The sequence below is a fragment of the Bacillus stercoris genome (genome assembly GCF_029772985.1).
Classification (GTDB): domain Bacteria; phylum Bacillota; class Bacilli; order Bacillales; family Bacillaceae; genus Bacillus; species Bacillus stercoris.
In genome coordinates this window covers 185987-204684 of the sequence record NZ_CP121861.1, presented here as the reverse complement: position 1 = coordinate 204684, position 18698 = coordinate 185987, and the positions used below count along the sequence as shown (strand labels likewise).

21 protein-coding genes and 1 pseudogene are annotated in these 18698 nt (G+C 45.8%); 6 read left to right on the top strand and 16 right to left on the bottom strand.

Going from position 1 to position 18698, the window contains the following annotated elements; genetic code table 11:
- Window positions 1-74: 74 nt before the first annotated feature.
- A complete protein-coding gene (gene rlmH, locus QA442_RS01135) occupies window positions 75-554 on the bottom strand; it encodes a 23S rRNA (pseudouridine(1915)-N(3))-methyltransferase RlmH (RefSeq protein ID WP_014115824.1) in 480 nt (159 codons plus the stop codon).
- A gap of 80 nt (window positions 555-634) precedes the next feature.
- Complete coding sequence (locus tag QA442_RS01130) at window positions 635-805, bottom strand: CxxH/CxxC protein (RefSeq protein ID WP_003219122.1); 171 nt, start codon at window positions 803-805, stop codon at window positions 635-637.
- Between the two features lie 184 nt (window positions 806-989).
- On the opposite strand from QA442_RS01130, the gene QA442_RS01125 reads away from it, so the two are divergent.
- Window positions 990-1403 (top strand): hypothetical protein, encoded by a 414-nt coding sequence (locus QA442_RS01125; RefSeq protein ID WP_279473459.1) that lies wholly within the window; start codon window positions 990-992, stop codon window positions 1401-1403.
- Window positions 1404-1436: 33 nt separating this feature from the next.
- Here the strand turns inward: QA442_RS01125 and fdhA are convergent, their stop codons facing one another.
- The 6 genes from fdhA to QA442_RS01095 form a co-directional block, all read right to left on the bottom strand.
- Complete coding sequence (gene fdhA / locus QA442_RS01120) at window positions 1437-2663, bottom strand: formaldehyde dehydrogenase, glutathione-independent (RefSeq protein WP_279473458.1); 1227 nt, start codon at window positions 2661-2663, stop codon at window positions 1437-1439.
- 62 nt (window positions 2664-2725) lie between these two features.
- Window positions 2726-2896: a hypothetical protein gene (locus QA442_RS01115; protein ID WP_279473457.1), complete on the bottom strand. Its 171-nt coding sequence runs from the start codon at window positions 2894-2896 to the stop codon at window positions 2726-2728.
- Between the two features lie 101 nt (window positions 2897-2997).
- Complete coding sequence (locus QA442_RS01110) at window positions 2998-3246, bottom strand: DUF2651 family protein (RefSeq protein ID WP_279473456.1); 249 nt, start codon at window positions 3244-3246, stop codon at window positions 2998-3000.
- A gap of 15 nt (window positions 3247-3261) precedes the next feature.
- Window positions 3262-4425, bottom strand: a complete 1164-nt coding sequence (locus tag QA442_RS01105; RefSeq protein ID WP_279473455.1) for a hypothetical protein — start codon at window positions 4423-4425, stop codon at window positions 3262-3264.
- A 10-nt stretch (window positions 4426-4435) separates the two neighbouring features.
- A complete protein-coding gene (locus QA442_RS01100) occupies window positions 4436-5173 on the bottom strand; it encodes a YiiX/YebB-like N1pC/P60 family cysteine hydrolase (RefSeq protein ID WP_095430990.1) in 738 nt (245 codons plus the stop codon).
- A gap of 140 nt (window positions 5174-5313) precedes the next feature.
- Complete coding sequence (locus QA442_RS01095) at window positions 5314-5784, bottom strand: GNAT family N-acetyltransferase (RefSeq protein WP_095430989.1); 471 nt, start codon at window positions 5782-5784, stop codon at window positions 5314-5316.
- A gap of 110 nt (window positions 5785-5894) precedes the next feature.
- On the opposite strand from QA442_RS01095, the gene rapG reads away from it, so the two are divergent.
- Both rapG and QA442_RS01085 read left to right on the top strand, forming a co-directional pair.
- Entirely contained in the window at window positions 5895-6992 is a 1098-nt protein-coding gene (gene rapG, locus QA442_RS01090; RefSeq protein WP_095430988.1) for a response regulator aspartate phosphatase RapG, read from the top strand.
- A complete protein-coding gene (locus tag QA442_RS01085) occupies window positions 6993-7109 on the top strand; it encodes a Phr family secreted Rap phosphatase inhibitor (RefSeq protein ID WP_014666080.1) in 117 nt (38 codons plus the stop codon). It abuts the gene before it with no gap.
- 35 nt (window positions 7110-7144) lie between these two features.
- Here the strand turns inward: QA442_RS01085 and rocF are convergent, their stop codons facing one another.
- The 3 genes from rocF to rocD all read right to left on the bottom strand — a co-directional run bounded on the left by rocF (window position 7145) and on the right by rocD (window position 10940).
- Window positions 7145-8035: an arginase gene (rocF, locus tag QA442_RS01080; protein ID WP_003226959.1), complete on the bottom strand. Its 891-nt coding sequence runs from the start codon at window positions 8033-8035 to the stop codon at window positions 7145-7147.
- 73 nt (window positions 8036-8108) lie between these two features.
- On the bottom strand, window positions 8109-9512 hold the full coding sequence (locus QA442_RS01075) for an amino acid permease (RefSeq protein WP_095430987.1): 1404 nt from the start codon (window positions 9510-9512) through the stop codon (window positions 8109-8111).
- A 222-nt stretch (window positions 9513-9734) separates the two neighbouring features.
- Entirely contained in the window at window positions 9735-10940 is a 1206-nt protein-coding gene (gene rocD / locus QA442_RS01070) for an ornithine aminotransferase (protein ID WP_095430986.1), read from the bottom strand.
- Window positions 10941-11180: 240 nt separating this feature from the next.
- On the opposite strand from rocD, the gene rocR reads away from it, so the two are divergent.
- Complete coding sequence (rocR, locus tag QA442_RS01065; protein WP_014666083.1) at window positions 11181-12563, top strand: arginine utilization regulatory protein RocR; 1383 nt, start codon at window positions 11181-11183, stop codon at window positions 12561-12563.
- Here the strand turns inward: rocR and QA442_RS01060 are convergent.
- Complete coding sequence (locus QA442_RS01060; protein ID WP_095430985.1) at window positions 12545-14011, bottom strand: sensor histidine kinase; 1467 nt, start codon at window positions 14009-14011, stop codon at window positions 12545-12547. The two genes, rocR and QA442_RS01060, sit on opposite strands and share 19 nt — an antisense overlap.
- Window positions 14008-14691: a response regulator transcription factor gene (locus tag QA442_RS01055; RefSeq protein ID WP_014666085.1), complete on the bottom strand. Its 684-nt coding sequence runs from the start codon at window positions 14689-14691 to the stop codon at window positions 14008-14010. The genes QA442_RS01060 and QA442_RS01055 overlap by 4 nt, the downstream gene beginning before the upstream one ends.
- A 211-nt stretch (window positions 14692-14902) precedes the next feature.
- Here QA442_RS01055 and QA442_RS01050 point away from each other — a divergent pair, with 211 nt between their 5' ends.
- Window positions 14903-15802: a PepSY domain-containing protein gene (locus QA442_RS01050; RefSeq protein WP_095430984.1), complete on the top strand. Its 900-nt coding sequence runs from the start codon at window positions 14903-14905 to the stop codon at window positions 15800-15802.
- Window positions 15803-15962: 160 nt separating this feature from the next.
- Window positions 15963-16463, top strand: a complete 501-nt coding sequence (locus tag QA442_RS01045; protein ID WP_071581800.1) for a PepSY domain-containing protein — start codon at window positions 15963-15965, stop codon at window positions 16461-16463.
- Here the strand turns inward: QA442_RS01045 and QA442_RS01040 are convergent.
- The 3 genes and pseudogenes from QA442_RS01040 to QA442_RS01030 all read right to left on the bottom strand — a co-directional run bounded on the left by QA442_RS01040 (window position 16460) and on the right by QA442_RS01030 (window position 18687).
- Window positions 16460-16589, bottom strand: a pseudogene (locus QA442_RS01040) (hypothetical protein). The gene QA442_RS01045 and the pseudogene QA442_RS01040 sit on opposite strands and share 4 nt — an antisense overlap.
- Window positions 16590-16608: 19 nt before the next feature.
- Entirely contained in the window at window positions 16609-17811 is a 1203-nt protein-coding gene (gene htrC / locus QA442_RS01035) for a serine protease HtrC (protein WP_095430983.1), read from the bottom strand.
- A gap of 81 nt (window positions 17812-17892) precedes the next feature.
- Window positions 17893-18687 carry an MBL fold metallo-hydrolase gene (locus tag QA442_RS01030; protein WP_003226939.1) on the bottom strand — a complete coding sequence of 265 codons (795 nt, stop codon included), beginning with the start codon at window positions 18685-18687 and terminating at the stop codon, window positions 17893-17895.
- Window positions 18688-18698: the final 11 nt, after the last annotated feature.

The following is an 18698-nucleotide window of genomic DNA, read 5'->3' as shown; positions in this document are numbered from 1 at the left end:
CTTTATTAAATCTTTTAGTTTCTCTATATGCTATCACTTACTAAAGCGTAAATCTTACGCCTCAAAAACCTCATTTACTTATGGTACGGCTCACCACGATTAATCCGAAAAGCCCGATAAATCTGCTCGACTAGTATGAGACGCATCAACTGATGAGGAAACGTCATCTTTGAAAACGACAGCTTTTCGTCCGCTCGCTTCATCACCGCGTCACTCAGTCCAAGTGATCCGCCGATGACGAAGGTGACTTTGCTTTTTCCATAAGTAGCCAGCTTATCTATTGTATCGGCTAGTTCTTCGGATGTTTTCATTTTTCCTTCGATGGCGAGGGCGATGACGTGGGCGTCGGGGCTGATTTTTGCTAGGATGCGGTCGCCTTCTTTGTCTTTTATGATTTTCATGTCCTGGTCACTTAGGTTTTCCGGCGCTTTTTCGTCCGGGAGTTCGATGATGTCGATTTTTGCGTAGGCCGAAAGTCGTTTGGTGTATTCTTCAATGCCTTGCTTGAGGTATTTTTCTTTTAGTTTTCCGATTGTCACAATATTGATATTCACAGGTCATCCCCACTTTAAAAACAAGTTATTCATATATGTTGTCCACAATTGTGGATATCTTTTCTGTATTTTGTGTAAGATCACTCGTTCCCCACTATATATACTGCGGGGTCTCCACATAATTCACAGGCTGTGGATAAACTGTTAGTATGTTCGATTTTTCTGATTTCGGGCGGCAGCTCGTGGTCGTCTATGTACATATCCAGTACCGTTTCGATATGTTCTTCACAGGAATAATACGCTTGTTTCATGTTCAAATCCTCCGATGTTTTCTTCCATTTTTACAATTGTGCTCTTCTCAATATAACCTATTTATTCACATGTTAGTAGTGCTTCGGGCTGAGTTTTATCCACAATTCGACAAACAAGCTGTTGATGACTCTATTTCGCACGTGTGTTAGTTTGGATGTAACCGATGTGTGGGGAGGTTTGTATTTGCGCTTTAGATGGGTTTGGCTTTTTGTGATCATGTTGCTGCTTGCTGGGTGTCAGCCGTCTTATTGGGTGTTGGAGAAGGATCGAATCGGTGAAGGCAGTCCAGACTTAGAAATATACGCTAATTACCTTCAAATGCATGATGATGTTAAAGGATATCAAGTCTTCACCATTTCAGAAGGCAAAAAAATGGCCGTGGTGTCTCTCGGAAGCAGCGCGAATGATAAGAAGCTTGATGTGTCAGACGTCAAATACTCGCCTAAAGAAACAATTGTGACTGTGAAAAGAAAACCTGCTCCTAAGGCAAATGAGAAAAATCCTTATATTTTGATTGGACTGGACAAAATCGAAGGGGATTTCATCGTACAGGATGAAACGGGAAACCGCTTTGAAGAAACGGATTATCAGCAATAAAGCCGGCGTTCAAAGAACGTCCGGCTTTTTCTTTTACTTCAATGTTCCATGCGGGTCGATGACGAATTTTTTGGCTGCGCCTTTGTCGAAGTCGCTGTAGCCTTTTGGCGCGTCGTCCAAAGAAATGACGGTGGCGTTGACGGCCTTTGCGATTTGCGCTTTGCCGCTCAGGATCGCTTTCATCAAATTACGGTTGTATGTCATGGCGGGCGTTTGTCCGGTGACAAAGGTGTGGGCTTTGGCCCAGCCAAGTCCGAAGCGGATTTTTAGTGAGCCTGTTTTGGCGTCCGCATCCTTTGCACCAGGATCCTCGGTCACGTATAAGCCTGGAATGCCAAGGCTGCCTCCGACCTGGGTGACGTCCATGATCGAGTTCAGCACGGCAGCAGGCGCTTCTCCTTGATTGCCGTGCCCAGATGCTTCAAAGCCGACACAGTCCACTGCGGCGTCAACGGTCGGTTCACCTAGTATTTGTTCAATTTGCTCGCCGAGGCGATCGTGTTTTTGCACGTTGACCGTTTCACAGCCGAAGCTTCTCGCCTGTGCCAGTCTGTCTTCGTTCAGATCGCCGACAATCACGGTGGAGGCGCCAAGGAGCTGAGCGGAGTGTGCAGCTGCCAAGCCGACAGGCCCCGCTCCCGCGATGTAAACGGTTGAACCTGTTTGCACGCCTGCTGTGTAAGCTCCATGAAAGCCTGTCGGGAAAATGTCGGACAGCATGGTCAAATCGAGAATCTTTTCTAGCGCCTGTTCTTTATCAGGGAATACCAAGAGCTGAAAATCGGCGTACGGTACCATGACGTATTCAGACTGGCCGCCGACCCAGCCGCCCATATCGACGTAGCCGTAAGCCGAGCCCGGCCGGTCCGGATTGACATTCAGGCACACGTGCGTTTTCTGCGTTTTGCACATCACACAGCGTCCGCAGGAAATATTGAAAGGAACGGATACGATATCTCCTTTTTTGATAAATTCAACATCACGCCCCGTTTCAATGACTTCTCCCGTAATTTCATGCCCGAGCACCAAGCCTTCTGGCGCCGTTGTGCGGCCTCTGACCATATGCTGGTCGCTTCCGCAAATGTTGGTTGTAATGACTTTGAGAATAACCCCATGCTCACATTTTCGATTCACATTCGCCTTTGGAACGCCGGGCCCGTCCCTTAGGATTAACTCCGGATAACCGATATCCTCCACCGCTACAGTCCCTTTGCCTTTATACACAACCGCTTTGTTTCCAGTCAACGCCATTCCTCCCATTCATGTGTTTGGACTCTTGGTCCTAGAACATGACTTCGGTTCGGCATGACCCTTTCCCTTTTTCACGACTGTTTTTTCTGTATTCTTATAACGATAAAGATGCCAAGAAAGCAGCCGATAATGGTTCCGAAGATGTCTAACCAGTCGACTTTACGTCCATTTAACAGGAACACAGTAATGGCCGAAACTAGGCTGATCATAACTGCCAGAAGAATAACCCGTTTGGTCCGCATGTCATTACTCCTTTAGATTCGTTTCTATACCATACCCAAAATCTCTGCGAACTTCGGTTCAACAAAAAAAGAGACTTTATACCAGTCTCTTCATAAACAGATCAATTAAAAAATTTCCTGAGAAATAATGTGACAATACTGGTTACTAACGCAATTGCCGTATACATAACAACCCAAAACATGAATGAGCTATTGCCCGAAGCTAACGTAAATAACAATATCAAACTCGCGATAAGGACGATGAGCGGCGCCACCCAAAGTCTCTTAAATAAAAAATGACCCGCTATACCAAATACACCTGCAATGATCGGAAAACCAAAAACGATAAATAAAACGGCGATAGCTCCCATAAAACCTCCTTGCCCTTAAAACCCCTTCATCACCTCAACATCATACAGCTTCAAATGACTCTTCGGCGTCACGACGTCCTTTACCTTCCCAATCTCTTTTTCCTTCATTTTCTTTCCGGTTTTCAGACTGTACTGTTCAATGGTTGCAGGCTTGTTATACGTGTATGTGAAGAAGTAGAGACTGCTGCCTTTTTTGGTGATTTCTTTGAAATCGGCTTTCATTTTGTCCTGGGAAAGGGTGAAGGCGATGTTTGTTTTTCCTGTCTTGGCATCGATTTTGTGTACCTTTCCGAAGCCGTCAATGAAATACAGGTTCCCGTCATAAGGGAAAAAGCTGTTTTTAAAGCTAAAGGGCATGGAGCTGTATATCGTTTGTTCGTCGTTTTTGTATTCGGCGATGTCGTGCAGCTCTACTTTGCCGCTTTTTTTGTTGATCTTGACCATTTGATAGAAATTGCGCGCCTTTTGGCCGCGGATCATGACATACACAGCTTGGTCGTCCACGGCAAGCTGGGATTCGACTGAGGCTCCTTCCCTGTACTGCCATTCCGTTATGGTGTGATAGGTAAGCTTCTTCTGATCTGCTTGAATCTGAAGGAGCTCATAGCCTTTTTCGTCATCTGTCGGGACGAGTGCATAAATGGCGCCGTCATGAAAACCGGAGGCCCGAATGTAGGATGGGATGACGTCTTTTTTCCACTCTCCGTTCATTTGGCGGTACAGCTCTGAGCGGTATCCGTCTCTCTTTTTGTCGTAGCCGGAGTTGTATAAGGTATAAAAACCGTCCGTGTTTTGCAGAAAGCCCGCGCTGTCTCCGGTGTGCTGATAGGCTCTTTTATGAGAACTCAGGCCGTTTTTGATCGTGTAAATCGTGTTTTTGTCCTCCAGCATCACACTGTCGCCGTGAAACTTGGCTGAGCCCAGCTCAAGGCCCTTCATCTTAAAGGAAGACAGCGACCCGTCCTGGCTGATAAACAGGGCGTAGCTTTTCCCGCCGCCAAATGCATCTTGATCCGCAGAGGATGAGAAATACAGCAGGATTTCTTTGTCATCCAGGAAACCGGGATCTCTAAGATCCTGCTGACTCACGGCTTTATGGCTTTTGAGAGGGGAAACGAAGACAAATAGTGCGATTCCTGCGAGTACAAGCATGGCAATGATGATCATCCACTTTTTCATATCCCTCTCCTTATCTGATGGTCATAATGGTTGCTGTATAGGATGAGCTGGTGATGTCGCGCGGATACACCCCTAAACCTCCGTTGCTGTCTATATCAATGCCGGCTTTCAGCAAAAAGGCGGACCATAGGAGCTTTGAACAGTTTTTGGCGCCGTCATGGCCGGTATTTCTGTTATTGACGAAGTTAAATGAGTATGGGTCACCGACTTTTGATACCGCCCAGTCAGCGGCAGCTGTTTTTTGAGATGAGGTAACACTGACGGTCTGTACAATGGAGTTGTCTTCCACGTCTCTGGCATTGTAAGCGATCTGCCTGACACCGTCACCCGGGACAGATTCAACAATTTTGTCAGCGGCGGAATACATGCCGACGTGGCCATGATTATAGTAGGCTGTGTAGGAGTTCGTGTAATAAATGTTGCCTTTCGCGCTTGTCGGAAGTTTTTTCGTGCCGGACGAGCCGCCCATGATAGACATGCCGCTTTCCTTGGCGAGCCTGTCACCTTCTGCTTTATCTGCTGTGATTTCCTTATAAAACTGCTTCAGAATGACGTCTTGCTTTACATGTTGCTGTTTGGCAATCTGGCTGGCCGATTTCATGATTTCCTCCGGTGTCGTGCCTGGCTGCAGTGCGGCGATTTCTTCAGCATAGTTTGTGGTCTTTACGGCTTTGGCTGGAGAAACAAACAGGCCGCCGTACATTGTAAGCGCTACCAATAACATCGACACCCGTTTCTTCAACTTCATTACATCTCCTCTTTTCTTGTGAATGTAGGAAGGGTAATTCCTCACCCACATTATATTAGAAAAATAAGGAAAGTAACTAGGTTATTTACAGAATTTTTAGAAATCATTTACAGAAAAAGGCCTTTACCAGGCCCTATTCGTTAAAGCTCTTTGCTCATTACCACGTCTGTTTCTTGAAATCCGGTTCGCTCATATAGCTTTCGCGCCGTCTGATTATGGGCAAAGACGTGAAGGGACAGCTTCCGGATTCCCATGCTGCGGGCCGTGTTATCTAATGCTGCCAATGCTTGCTTTGCGTAGCCCTTGCCCCGATACGGTTCATATAACCCGAAATCGTATATATATGCTTCCTGCTGCGGATGCTCCGGTTCAGCATGGATCCAGAGCCAGCCAACGATTTCCTTTTCATTCAGCGTGAGGCTCCACAAATGGTGATGGGGGGTTTCAAGCCCTCTCGGAAGCAGATCAGTAAACGTCTGCCTAGACAAAAGCTGTGCGTCTTCAGGCAGCCATGCTCCCGCTTTTACCTTTTCTTCCGCGTAATGCTTTGTTGTGTACGTGAGATAGGACCGAAATTCTTCTGTCTGCATCGGGGTTAGTATCATTGTCATATCATCTCTCCTTCATATATTGACTAGAGGATTTTACATAAAATAGAAAGAGGTGTTACTATCAGAATAAGCAACTGAGATTGATAAGTCACTAGAGAAAGGAGTTTCACATGAATAAGATTGCACCTGCAGAAATCGCTAGCATGCTCAACGATTGGTACCTTGCTATCAAGAAACATGAAGTGGAAGAGTCCTCCCGTTTATTTGAAGAAGTGAAGCCTTTATTGGATGACATGGAAGAGGATCAGGAGGTGCTTGCCTACTTCTCCTTATTGGAACTGCGCCACAAGGTTTTGCTTCACGAGGCGAGAGGACAGGGTTTTCAGCATGAGGAGCCTTCTCATATGAATGCTACGTCTGACATGCTGAAATATTACTTTTTTCTGTTTGAAGGCATGTATGAGGCCTATAAAAATAATTATGATATTGCCATTGGGCTGTATAAAGATGCTGAGCAGTATCTCAACAACATTCCCGATCCGATTGAGAAAGCCGAATATCACCTGAAGGTCGGAAAGCTCTATTATAAGCTGGGACAAAATATTGTGTCCCTCAATCATACACGGCAAGCGGTCAAAACGTTCAGGGAAGAGACTGATTATAAAAAGAAGCTGGCTTCAGCCCTGATTACCATGTCAGGCAACTTTACAGAAATTGGGCAGTTTGAAGAAGCTAAAACATATTTGGACGAAGCAATTCGGATCACAAGAGAATTGGAGGATCATTTTTTTGAAGCCCAGCTTTTGCATAACTTCGGCCTTCTCCATGCGCAAAGCGGCCAATCAGAACAAGCAGTCTCCAAATTAGAAGAGGCCTTGCAGAACGAAGAGTATGCCCGCTCCGCCTATTATTATCATTCTGCCTACCTGCTGATACGAGAGCTGTTTAAGGTCAAAAAGAAAGAACAGGCCTTATCTTATTACCAAGAAGTGAAGGAAAAATTGACTGCTGAGCCGAATAGAATATGTGAGGCAAAAATAGACATTTTATATGCCATTTATGCAGAAGGGGGTCATGCGGAAACGTTTTACTTATGCAAACAACATATGGATGACTTGTTGTCCGAGAAAGAGTATGACAGTGTAAGAGAACTTTCCATTTTGGCTGGCGAACGGTATAGGGAACTTGGGCTTTACAAAGAAGCTGCCCACTTTTTTTATGAAGCATTACAAATTGAAGAACTGATTAAACGAACGGAGGTTATATAAATGAAAAAATTTTTGATTGGCGCAGGCGTCGCAGCGGTGATGTTATCAGGCTGGTTTATTGCGGACCATCAAACCCATTCACAGGAGATGAAAGTCGCTGAGAAAATGATTGGATAAATGAAAAACCCCCGCGGGATACGGGGGTTTTCTTATTACAGGAGCTTCTTCCCTAGCAGAGATTCTACGAGCTCTACTGCTGTTTTGCCCGTTTTGTTTTTGTGATCAAGGATCGGGTTAACCTCAACGAATTCGGCTGAGGTAATAATGCCTGCGTCATACAGCATTTCCATAGCCAGATGGCTCTCCCGGTAGCTGATGCCGCCGACGACAGGGGTTCCGACACCCGGTGCGTCGTTCGGATCAAGTCCGTCCAGATCAAGGCTCAGATGGACGCCATCACATGCTGATAAATAATCAAGGGTTTCTTCAATGACCTTTGTCATGCCAAGACGGTCGATTTCGTGCATTGTGTACACCTTCATGCCGCTTTCTTTAATGTACTTGCGCTCCCCTTCATCAAGTGACCGGGCGCCAATGATGACGACGTTTTCCGGTTTGATTTTAGGCGCGTAGCCTTCAAGGTTAACCAGTGACTCGTGGCCAATGCCGAGGCTGACCGCGAGCGGCATGCCGTGAATATTGCCCGATGGTGAAGTTTCAAGTGTATTCAAGTCGCCGTGCGCGTCATACCAGATGACGCCGAGATTATCGTAATGCTTTGCTGTGCCTGCCAGCGTGCCGATCGCAATACTGTGGTCACCGCCCAGGACAAGCGGGAATTTTTTCTCTTCGATGACTTTGTTGACTTTTTGTGCGAGTTTTTCATTTCCCGCCAAAACAGAATTCAGGTTTTTCAATTCCTCGTCATTTTTGATCTTTTCGCGGTTGATCGGAATGTCACCGAGATCTTCAACCGTATACCCCATGTCTGACAGCCGCTCAATCAGATGAGCGTAGCGGATGGCACTCGGGCCCATATCCACTCCGCGTCGTGCTTGTCCTAAATCCATTGGCATTCCAATAACCGAAATCGTTTTATCCATCTGTGATTCCACCTCAACATTTAAGATAATGTCCTATGCGGGTTCTAACAAAGATGACTTGCGGACAACGTTTTTAAAGCTCTAGCTGACGATTTGCCTGCTGGCGTTTTTTAATGACGACATGATAAATGATGTAGCAAATGATCATAAACGGTACGCCGCAATACAGCGCGATACGCTGCTCCGGATCAAATGCAAGGCTGATAAGCACGACTGTATTTAATGTCAGGCCGATCAGCGGAAGCACCGGATACAGCGGTGTTTTGAATTTCAGATCTTCTGTCTTGCCGCCTTCGCGGATATATTTGCGTCTGAACATGATTTGGGAAAGCGAAATCGTAATCCAGCCGACCTGCGCACTCATCCCCGCCAATGATAACAGCACCATATATACGGTTTCAGCCTGCGCAAACTTTGTCAGAAGTGATAGGCAAGCCACAGCCATCGTTACGATTAACGCATACATCGGTACACCGCGCTTATTTGTTTTGCCGAGCGCTTTAAAGGCCTGTCCTTCATTCGCCATCGCGTACAGGATACGTGTTGATGCGTATAAACCTGAATTCGCAACAGATAACAGTGCGATTAAAATAACAAAGTTCATGATATCAGCAGCATATGGGATTCCAATTTGCTCAAATACGGCAACAAACGGACTTTCCACGACTCCCGCCTGTTTCCACGGAATCATGCCGGCAATGACAATGATTGAAAGCACAAAGAAGACAAGCGTTCTCCATACTGTCTGTTTGATCGACCGAGGAATCGTTTTTTCAGGGTCTTCACTTTCTCCGGCCGCAACCCCGATCAGCTCAGTTCCCTGGAACGCAAAGTTCACGGTAATCATCGTAATCAGCATTGCCTTTATGCCGTTCGGAAATAACCCGTCTTCATAAAAATGCGTCAAAAACGGCGCATGCTCTCCGCCCTTCAGATCAATCAGGCCAAACATGGCAGCTCCGCCGAGAATAATAAATAAAAGGATAATCAAAATTTTAATGCCTGAGAACCAGAATTCAGATTCCGCAAAGGCTTTTGTGGTGATCGCATTTAGAATAAACATCAGTGCCGCAAAGACCAGACACCAGATCCACACGTCTATATGCGGAAACCAGCGTTGCATCAGCTGCCCCGCTGATAAGAATTCAATGGCGCATGTAACCGCCCAGCCGAGCCAGTACAGCCAGCCGAACGCAAACCCAAAGGCCGGGCTGATAAATTTCGTCGCGTAGGTCTGGAAGGACCCCGATACAGGAAAGGCGACTGCCAGCTCTCCTAAGCAGAGCATGGTCAAAAACATGATAAAGCCGCCCACTAAATAGGACAGAACCGCGCCGAGCGGTCCCGCTTGGTTAATGGTAAACCCGGTTCCAAGGAAGAAACCGGTTCCGATCACTCCGCCCAATGAAATCATGAACAAATGGCGTGATTTCATTGTCCGCTGGAGCTGATTTCCGTTATCTTGGTTTGTATTCACATTCTGCACCCCTTCAGCAACTTGTATTGGATCTAAGCTGGAACATCTGCATGGTGCTATCCCAGTTTGCTGTCCAAAGAGCCTCTATCTATTTAATATAAAATTCACTTCTTCTCATAAAGATACATTATACTAAAATACTGTAGCTGAGCAAATAGGGAGTGCTGATTTTTCTGTTGTAAATTTATACAAACGAAGTGAATATCCCTTCATGGTGCGGGTTTATGCGTTTTGCAGCACGTGCTTGATTTTCTCTATCGCCCAATCCAAATCCTTTTTGGAAATGATTAATGGCGGTGCAAAACGAATAACAGTATCATGCGTTTCCTTGCATAAAAGCCCTTCTTCCTTCAAACGCTCACAATACGGACGTGCCGCTTCTGTCAATTCCACACCGATAAACAGCCCTCTGCCACGGACTTCTTTAATGATAGGGTTGTCAATGCTCTCAAGTTCGCTTTTAAAGTATTCGCCAAGCTCAAGAGAACGATCCGCCAGTTTTTCATCCTCCAGCACTTCTAATGAAGCGATAGACACTGCACATGCAAGCGGGTTTCCGCCAAATGTGGAGCCGTGTGATCCCGGGTTAAACACGCCTAAGATCTCGCGGTCCGCCGCAATGCATGAGATCGGGAACACACCGCCGCCAAGCGCTTTGCCCAAGATATACATATCCGGAACAATGCCGTCCCAGTCACAGGCAAACGTCTTGCCTGTACGTCCGAGACCCGTTTGAATTTCATCCGCAATAAACAAGACATTCTCTTCCTTACAAATCGCCGCCGCTTCCTGTAAAAATCCTTCAGGCGGAATGACAATGCCCGCTTCGCCTTGAATCGGTTCAAACAAGAATGCCGCTGTATTCGGCGTAATGGCCTGTCGAAGCGCTTCCACATCGCCGTAAGGAATGAGTTTGATCCCCGGAAGCATCGGGCCGAATCCTCGTTTATATTCCTCTTCAGAAGAAAGAGATACCGCCAGCATCGTGCGGCCGTGGAAGTTCCCGACACACGCGATAATTTCCGCTTGATTGTCTGCTACGCCTTTCACTTCATACGCCCAGCGTCTCGCCGCTTTCACCGCAGATTCAACCGCTTCGGCTCCTGTATTCATCGGCAGAATCATCTCTTTGCCTGACAGCTTAGCTGTTTTTTCGTAAAACGGCCCAAGCTGATCGTTGTGAAACGCGCGTGACGTGAGGGTAATTTTATCAGCCTGATCCTTCAATGCCTGAATGATTTTCGGGTGTCTGTGACCCTGGTTTACCGCAGAGTAAGCACTCAGCATATCCATATATTCATTGCCTTCCGGGTCCTTTACCCAAGCACCCAGCGCTTCAGAAATGACAATCGGGAGCGGATGATAATTGTTGGCTCCATAATGAGACGTCTGATCAATAATTTCTTTGGATTTAGATAAAGCTGGCATATTTGAATTCCCCCTTGTTTTCTGTTTCAACATGTTATCCTGCTTTCCCTTTATATAAATGCAAGTTCTGTGCCAAATCAAGAATTCGTGTGTTTTCTACAATTTTCGAGGACAAGGTGCAAAAACATTCTGATATTTCGAGCAAAAATTTCAATGAGTGCAAAATTCTTTTGCATATCCTCTCCATTTTTTTATAAAATAGAAGAAATATTAAGAAAATAATTGAGGGAGGTTCATACAGTGGTCAAGGACAGCGAATTCCTCACATTGGTTTTTCAGAGCATTTTAGATGAAATCGATGTTGGCCTGCACGTAGTGGACGAGCATGGTAACACGATCGTTTATAACAATAAAATGATGCAGATTGAAGATATGGAGAAGCATGACGTCCTGAATAAAAACCTGATGGATGTGTTTATGTTTTCAAAACAGCAGGACAGTACGCTGGTACAGGCGCTCCAGGAAGGCAAGACGATTAAAAATGTGAAGCAGAGCTACTTCAATAATAAGGGCCAGGAAATCACGACGATCAATCATACCTATCCCATCGTCCAGGACGGCAAAATCAAGGGTGCCGTTGAAATTGCCAAGGATGTGACAAAGCTAGAACGGCTGATCAGGGAGAATATGAACAAAAAGGGCAGCACCACCTATACGTTTGACAGCATCCTCGGCACCAGTCCGGCCATTCAAGACGTCATCGAAAACGCCAAGCGGGCAACCCGCACGTCATCATCTGTCCTTCTCGCAGGTGAAACCGGCACGGGAAAAGAGCTGTTCGCGCAAAGTATTCATAATGGCAGCGATCGTTCAGGCGGCCCGTTTATTTCGCAAAACTGCGCGGCACTGCCAGACAGCCTTGTGGAAAGCATTTTGTTCGGAACGAAAAAAGGCGCTTTTACGGGCGCTGTCGACCAGCCCGGCCTGTTTGAACAAGCCCATGGCGGCACGCTGCTGTTAGATGAAATCAATTCGCTGAATCTCAGCCTTCAGGCAAAGCTGCTGCGCGCCCTTCAAGAACGAAAAATCAGGCGTATCGGTTCAACAAAGGATACTCCGATTGATGTACGTATTATTGCCACGATGAATGAAGACCCAATTGACGCGATTGCCGGCGAACGGATGAGGAAGGACTTGTATTACAGGCTGAGTGTCGTGACGCTGATCATCCCGCCGCTTCGGGAACGAAAAGAAGACATATTGCTTCTCGCGTCGGAGTTCATCCAGAAAAACAACCATCTGTTCCAAATGAATGTTGAACACATCAGCGAAGACGTGAAACAATTTTTTCTTTCTTATGACTGGCCGGGAAATATTCGTGAGCTTGAGCATATGATCGAAGGCGCCATGAATTTCATGACGGACGAGCAAACGATTACGGCCTCCCATCTGCCCTATCAATACCGCATGAAAATCAAGCCTGCTGACATTCCAGAGCCTGAACCAAGACATCAGCCGGCTGCGGATTTAAAAGAAAAAATGGAAAGCTTCGAAAAATATGTGATAGAGAACGTGTTAAGAAAACACGGCCATAACATCTCGAAAGCCGCTCAGGAACTTGGAATCAGCCGACAAAGCCTTCAATACCGGCTGAAGAAATTTTCTCACTCATCTGACGAATAAGCTGGTGCAGGAAGCCTGATCATAAATACAGTGCCTCTGCCGATTTCACTTTTCATGTCAATTGTCCCATTGTGGCTGTCGATAATCGATTTCGTTATGGCGAGGCCCAATCCCGAACCTCCATATTTCCGGGAGCGGGATGGGTCTGCCCTGTAAAACCGGTCAAACACATGCGGTAAGTGCTCCGGCGCGATGCCTGTGCCGTTGTCCGCTATCATCAGCATAACGCTATCACGGCCTTTTTGCAGTGAAATGGTAATGGCACCGGCTTTCTCTTTTGTATACTGCACCGCGTTATAAACCAAATTCAAAATGACCTGTTTCATCTTATCCCTGTCAAACACCGCTTCAGCATCATCTTCTAGCAGCAGCTGCAGTCTTCTTTCTTTTGCAAGCAGACTTAGCTGCGGCTCCATTTCCCTTATGAGCGCATCGAGATTTCCTCTCTTCATTTCAAAGCTCGGCACCCGATCAATTTTTGCTAAAAACAACAGATCCTCTATCAGCCGAGTGGCTCTCTTCGACTCTTCATACATACTATTCAGCGCCCTATCTCTCTGCTCCGGCTGAAGCGCGGCGCCACGCAGCAGCACTTCGATAAAGCCGTGTATGGACGTTAAAGGCGTTCTCAATTCATGTGAAGCGTCTGATACAAATTGCCGGATGCGCTCCTTCGCTTCTTTTTCTGCTTTAAATGACGTTTCAATCCGCTCCAGCATGCGATTAAACGAAATGGCGAGCGTGTCGATTTCCATTTGTTTTCGATATACAGGAAGCCTTTTATTCAAATTTCCTGCATTGATTTCACCCATCATATGTACCATTTGTGATAACGGTTTAAGCGTATGTCTGACCACTGGCAAGAATGTAAAAAGCCCGAGCAGGAGCGCGACAAGCGAGAGCGTGGAGTAAGTGCTGATTTGCCGGAGCAGTACGTCCTTCAGTGGTTCTGTTAAAGCACTCATTTGAATCACGCCTGCTTCTTTTCCATCGATATTAATAGCTTGAAATACAATCAGCACTTCCTCGCCGGATTCATTTTTCGTGACTCTATAATGCAAGGCCATCGTATCTTTTAATGCCTCATCATATACACTTTTATTCACTGTCGGCGGCGCTCCCGCATATGGGTCGGTCGACAATACCGTACTGTCTTTTGTTTTCTTATCAATAAAAACAATGGTCACGCCCGGATAAATATAGGCGGGACGGACAGCACCATCTGACTTTTTCAAGCCGCCGGGATGGCTTTTGTATGTTTTAATGTTATTCCAGATGGTCGGCTCCGTCGAATTGATATAACTCTGAATGCTGACAGCCCGGTTTTCATATAATAGACGTTTTCCATACACATATTGCAAAGCGCCAACAAACACCAATAGAAGAACGAGAATGCATAATGAGCGGCATAAAAGCTGAAAGCGCAGCGTTTTGAATCGTTTTTTCATTCTATATCCACCCGATATCCCGCGCCCCGAACCGTTCGGATCACTTCATGCTTTTTGTCATTCAGCTTTTCCCGCAAGGAACGGATGTACACTTCGACAATATTTTCTTCTCCGTAAAAATCATACCCCCATACTTTATCTAGAATCCTCGCTTTACTGAGCACGAGGCCGTGATTCAGCACCAAAAACTTTAAAAGCTCGTATTCTGTTGCTGAAAGCTTGAGCACCTCTTCCTGATAGCGGATTTCTCTGCGCCGATCATCAATTCGAAACGGACCGAGCGCGACTTCTTCAAACAGGTTGGGAAAGTGATCCCGAATTCTCGCGTAGATTCGCGCCAGCAGTTCTTCAAAGCTGAAGGGTTTGATCATATAATCATCAGCGCCCTCTGTCAGCGCTTTTACCCGAACCCCCACCTCATCCTTGGCCGTAAGCATAATAACGGCGGTATGGCCGGTTTTTTTCATCATCCTCGATACTTCCAGTCCATCCATTCCGGGCATCATCACATCCAGGATGGCCACATGCGGCTGAAATGTCTTTACGGTGTTCATCGCTGTCATTCCGTCAGCTGCTGTCTTCACTTCAAAGCCTTCATTTTCAAGGCCCATTGTCAAAAAATCTAATATCGCCGGTTCATCGTCCACGAGCAAAATCTTGATGCCTTTCATCCTATTCATGCTGTGCTCTCTCCTTAGTTGGCATAAACCTCTGATTAGTTTTTTCCCTTCCCCTCCTATTATTCGTTTTTACCTGAAAACAAACTGAATCTTCCCTAAAAATCAGCTGAATTCAGCAAGTTTTCAGCCAGCCCTCATTTGATTTTCAGCTTCAGCCTATACAATTGCCTTAGTTGGTACAGCCAACAATGAAATAAAGGAGGAATCTCACATGAATATCACTAAAGTTTTATCAGGAGCTGCACTGGGAACGATTATTTCAATCAGTTCTTTCACTTCTGCTCACGCCGCGGTCATTCAAAAGGATGATACATCAACGAAGGTCGAGACGAAGCAGCAGGCTTCCATCACAATAGCAAAGGCAAAACAGGTTGCGTTGAACAAATGCAAAGGTACTGTTCAAACGGCCCAAATGAAGAAAGTGAACGGCACATACGTATATGTTGTGAAAGTTCTCGGTGAGGACGGCAAACAGCATACGATGAACGTCAACTGCAACAGCGGCAAAGTTGTGAAACATGATGTTCAAAAGAAACAAATCTATATCAGCAAAACAAAAGCCCAATCGATCGCTTTGAAAAACTGCAAAGGTGCGGTTCAATCTTCTGAGCTGAAGCAAGAAAACGGTGTTTACGCTTACGTCGTGAAAGTAATGGGTGAAGACGGAAGCCTTCACACGCTCCATATCAATGGAGAAAACGGCAAAGTCGCAAAACACGAGCAAAAGAAACAAGCACATCTTTCTAAAACAAAAGCGCATCAAATCGCACTCAACAAATGCAAAGGCGCAGTTCAATCTTCTGAACTGAAGAAAGAAAACGGCGCATACATCTACGTTGTCAAAGTGCTTGGCGAAGATGGAAAAACTCATAAAATCCATGTCAACTGTGACAGCGGTAAAATCGTAAAACAAGAAGTGCAACAGAAAAACGCAGCCGTTACAAAAACAAAAGCACATCAAATTGCACTAAATAAATGTAAAGGCACAGTGAAATCTACTGATTTGAAGAAAGAGAACGGCACATTCGTTTACGTGTTCAAAATTACTGCCCAAAACCACACTGAACATACAGTGAAAGTGAACGCTGAAAACGGAAGCATTTGCAAATAAAATAACTGCTTGCCAGCAGTAAAATAACTGAAATTCAACGTATAACACCAGTCTTGTTTTAACACAAAGTTCTAAGTTCATGTCTACCTTTTTCTAAATACTCTTTTAAACTGAACGTGTGTGACCCGCGTTCAGTTCTTTTTCTAAGGAGGACCTACAAATGAATATGAAAATATGTTCTGCAGCTGCTTTAGGCGCGGTCATTTCAATCAGTTCTTTATCATCCGCACACGCGGCTGTTCTGCATAAAGAAGACACTGCTAAAGTTCAAACCCAGCAGCAGGCTTCTATTACGCTCTCTAAAGCAAAAACTGTCGCTATAAAGAACTGCAAAGGCGCAGTTCAATCAGCACAAATGAAGAAAGCAGATGGCGTTTATGTCTATGTCATTAAAGTGCTTGGTGAGGATGGCAAAATTCATACCTTTAACATTAACCGCAGCAGCGGAAAAATCGTCAAGCATCACGTTGAAAATAAACAAGCCGCGATCACAAAAGCAAAAGCACAAAGCATTGCGTTGAACAAATGCAAAGGTACCGTCACATCTTCTGCATTAAAGAAAGAAAATGGCACCTATGTGTACATCATCACCATCACAGCCAGCAACCACACGGTACAAACCATTAAAGTCCATGCAGATAACGGAAGTATTTGCAGCTAACAGCCATTTACTGCTGTTTCACGTGTAACATCCATCTTGTATTTTTCTTCATATTCGATATATCCTTTTCAACTGAACGGGCGTGACCCCCGTTCAGTTTTTTTGCATATCAAAACAGCCTGGCAAACGATGCCAGACTGTTTGATTAACTTCCTAATTGGTCTGCGGACGACAGCTTGATGTCAACAGATTTTTCTTTTCCGCCGCGGTAAAACTTCACCTTCACCCGATCACCGACTTTTTTCTGATAAAGCCGTTTTCGCAGATCAACAATATCATTTACTTTGTATCCGTCAAATTCCGTGATGACATCGAGTTCCTTCAGTCCTGCTTTTCCGGCAGGTGAAAAGGCGTCTACGCCCATCACAACCGCTCCATTGGTGACGTTCTTAGGAAGCTTTAATGTTTCATCCCAATGATAGCTTGCGATATCGCTTAAGGATTTCATCTCAATGCCAAGGAACGGGCGTTTGACCTTTCCGTATCTCTCTAAATCCTCTATCACAGGGATCACGAGCTTAGACGGAATGGACAGGCCAATCCCTTCAACCGATGATTCGGCAATTTTCATTGAATTGATGCCAATGACCTTCCCATCCATATTTAACAAAGCACCGCCGCTGTTCCCAGGGTTAATGGCCGCATCTGTTTGCAGGACTTCTGCGTTCCAATCAGGCTGTCCGTCACCGTTTGAATCCACTGGGATCGCCCTCTCCGTACCCGAGATGACGCCTTGTGTGACAGAGCCAGCAAACTCAAGGCCTAACGGGTTCCCGATCGCAATAACCGGCTCCCCAGACTTCACTTTATCTGAATTTCCGAAATCGGCGACTGCTTTAATCTTATCGCTTTTCACCCGTAAAACGGCAAGGTCCATCAGCTGGTCACTGCCGACAAGATCAGCTGATACACGTGAGCCGTCTTTCAAGCTGATTTCAATTTGGGAAGCGCCTTCGATGACATGATGGTTAGTCACGACATAAGCGGTATGGTCATTTTTCTTATAGATGACGCCAGAGCCGCTCCCAGCCTCGCCGCTCTCTCCCCGTATATCTGATTTTTGGATGTTCACAACACCCACAACGGCGGGCGACACATTGCTGACAATCTTGGTGACCGTATTGTTGACACTGACATTCACCGTCCTGATTGATTCCCGGCCGTTATTGTTCTGCTGCTGATCTAAAGCGCCTGTATCTAGCCCTTCATTTGAAAGGTACGGCATGATAAACGCCATTAATACGGCACCGACAATCACGCCAATCAGACTTGAAAGAAAATATCCTTTTTTGCTTCTCTTTGGCTTTTCAGGAGTAGTATGTTCTTCCTCACGTTCGTAATCCACCATATTCCATCCTTTCCAAGAACGTTAATATGGTTATATTGTGGGTTAGAAGCTCCTAGAATAGTCATGATTTACATAGAAAAATTATACAGCGCAAAGCGGAGTGGCCTTCTTCGGATCGGTGTCATATAAGTCAAATGTCTCACCCGTCACAAATCCTTTAGAAGCCAATGTCTGCTGTACAGACATCCTTGCCAGCTCCTTCATGTTGTTGTCCTGGCTTAAGTGCGCCAGGTAAATACGAGACGTCTCATCGCCAATGACATCCGTCATCGCCAGGGCAGCATCTTCATTTGAAACGTGCCCGACGTCACTTAAAATCCGCCGCTTAATGCTCCACGGGTATCTTCCCATTTGCAGCATGCCGACATCATGATTGCTTTCAAACACAAACACATTCGCAGAACGGATAATGCCTTTCATCCGGTCGCTGACATATCCCGTATCTGTCATTAACGCGAGCTTTCGGCCGTTATAATGGAACACATAAAACATCGGCTCGGCCGCATCGTGGGAAACGCCAAACGATTCAACATCAAGTCCGCCGAACGACTTCACTGTTTCCATCGGAAATACAAACTTTTGATCGGTGTCAATTTTCCCGATTTGATTCTCCATCGCTTTCCAAGTCTTCTCATTCGCATAGATCGGAAGCTTGTACTTTCTGGCGACCACACCAAGGCCCTTAATATGGTCACTATGCTCATGCGTCACAAAAATGCCGTCTACATCATCCAGCTTACGCCCGATCTGCGCCATCAGCCCATCCATCGCTTTCCCGCTCAAACCGGCGTCCACTAAAAATGCGTGATCCTCTGTTTCAAGGTAAAACGCATTTCCCGTACTCCCGCTCGCAAGTACGCTAAATTGCAAGCTCATGTCTGTCTCAC

Excerpts from the sequence above, each read along its gene's own strand:
- QA442_RS01045 (WP_071581800.1), top strand. The coding sequence starts at position 15,963 with ATGAATATGAAAATATGTTCTGCAGCTGCTTTAGGCGCGGTCATTTCA.
- QA442_RS01055 (WP_014666085.1), bottom strand. The coding sequence starts at position 14,691 with ATGAATAGGATGAAAGGCATCAAGATTTTGCTCGTGGACGATGAACCG.
- QA442_RS01060 (WP_095430985.1), bottom strand. The coding sequence starts at position 14,011 with ATGAAAAAACGATTCAAAACGCTGCGCTTTCAGCTTTTATGCCGCTCA.
- QA442_RS01115 (WP_279473457.1), bottom strand. The coding sequence starts at position 2,896 with ATGCGGACCAAACGGGTTATTCTTCTGGCAGTTATGATCAGCCTAGTT.
- QA442_RS01030 (WP_003226939.1), bottom strand. The coding sequence starts at position 18,687 with ATGAGCTTGCAATTTAGCGTACTTGCGAGCGGGAGTACGGGAAATGCG.
- rocD (WP_095430986.1), bottom strand. The coding sequence starts at position 10,940 with ATGCCAGCTTTATCTAAATCCAAAGAAATTATTGATCAGACGTCTCAT.
- rapG (WP_095430988.1), top strand. The coding sequence starts at position 5,895 with ATGAATAAGATTGCACCTGCAGAAATCGCTAGCATGCTCAACGATTGG.
- QA442_RS01105 (WP_279473455.1), bottom strand. The coding sequence starts at position 4,425 with ATGAAAAAGTGGATGATCATCATTGCCATGCTTGTACTCGCAGGAATC.
- QA442_RS01085 (WP_014666080.1), top strand. The coding sequence starts at position 6,993 with ATGAAAAAATTTTTGATTGGCGCAGGCGTCGCAGCGGTGATGTTATCA.
- QA442_RS01095 (WP_095430989.1), bottom strand. The coding sequence starts at position 5,784 with ATGACAATGATACTAACCCCGATGCAGACAGAAGAATTTCGGTCCTAT.
- rocF (WP_003226959.1), bottom strand. The coding sequence starts at position 8,035 with ATGGATAAAACGATTTCGGTTATTGGAATGCCAATGGATTTAGGACAA.
- htrC (WP_095430983.1), bottom strand. The coding sequence starts at position 17,811 with ATGGTGGATTACGAACGTGAGGAAGAACATACTACTCCTGAAAAGCCA.
- QA442_RS01130 (WP_003219122.1), bottom strand. The coding sequence starts at position 805 with ATGAAACAAGCGTATTATTCCTGTGAAGAACATATCGAAACGGTACTG.
- QA442_RS01110 (WP_279473456.1), bottom strand. The coding sequence starts at position 3,246 with ATGGGAGCTATCGCCGTTTTATTTATCGTTTTTGGTTTTCCGATCATT.
- QA442_RS01100 (WP_095430990.1), bottom strand. The coding sequence starts at position 5,173 with ATGAAGTTGAAGAAACGGGTGTCGATGTTATTGGTAGCGCTTACAATG.
- fdhA (WP_279473458.1), bottom strand. The coding sequence starts at position 2,663 with ATGGGAGGAATGGCGTTGACTGGAAACAAAGCGGTTGTGTATAAAGGC.
- QA442_RS01050 (WP_095430984.1), top strand. The coding sequence starts at position 14,903 with ATGAATATCACTAAAGTTTTATCAGGAGCTGCACTGGGAACGATTATT.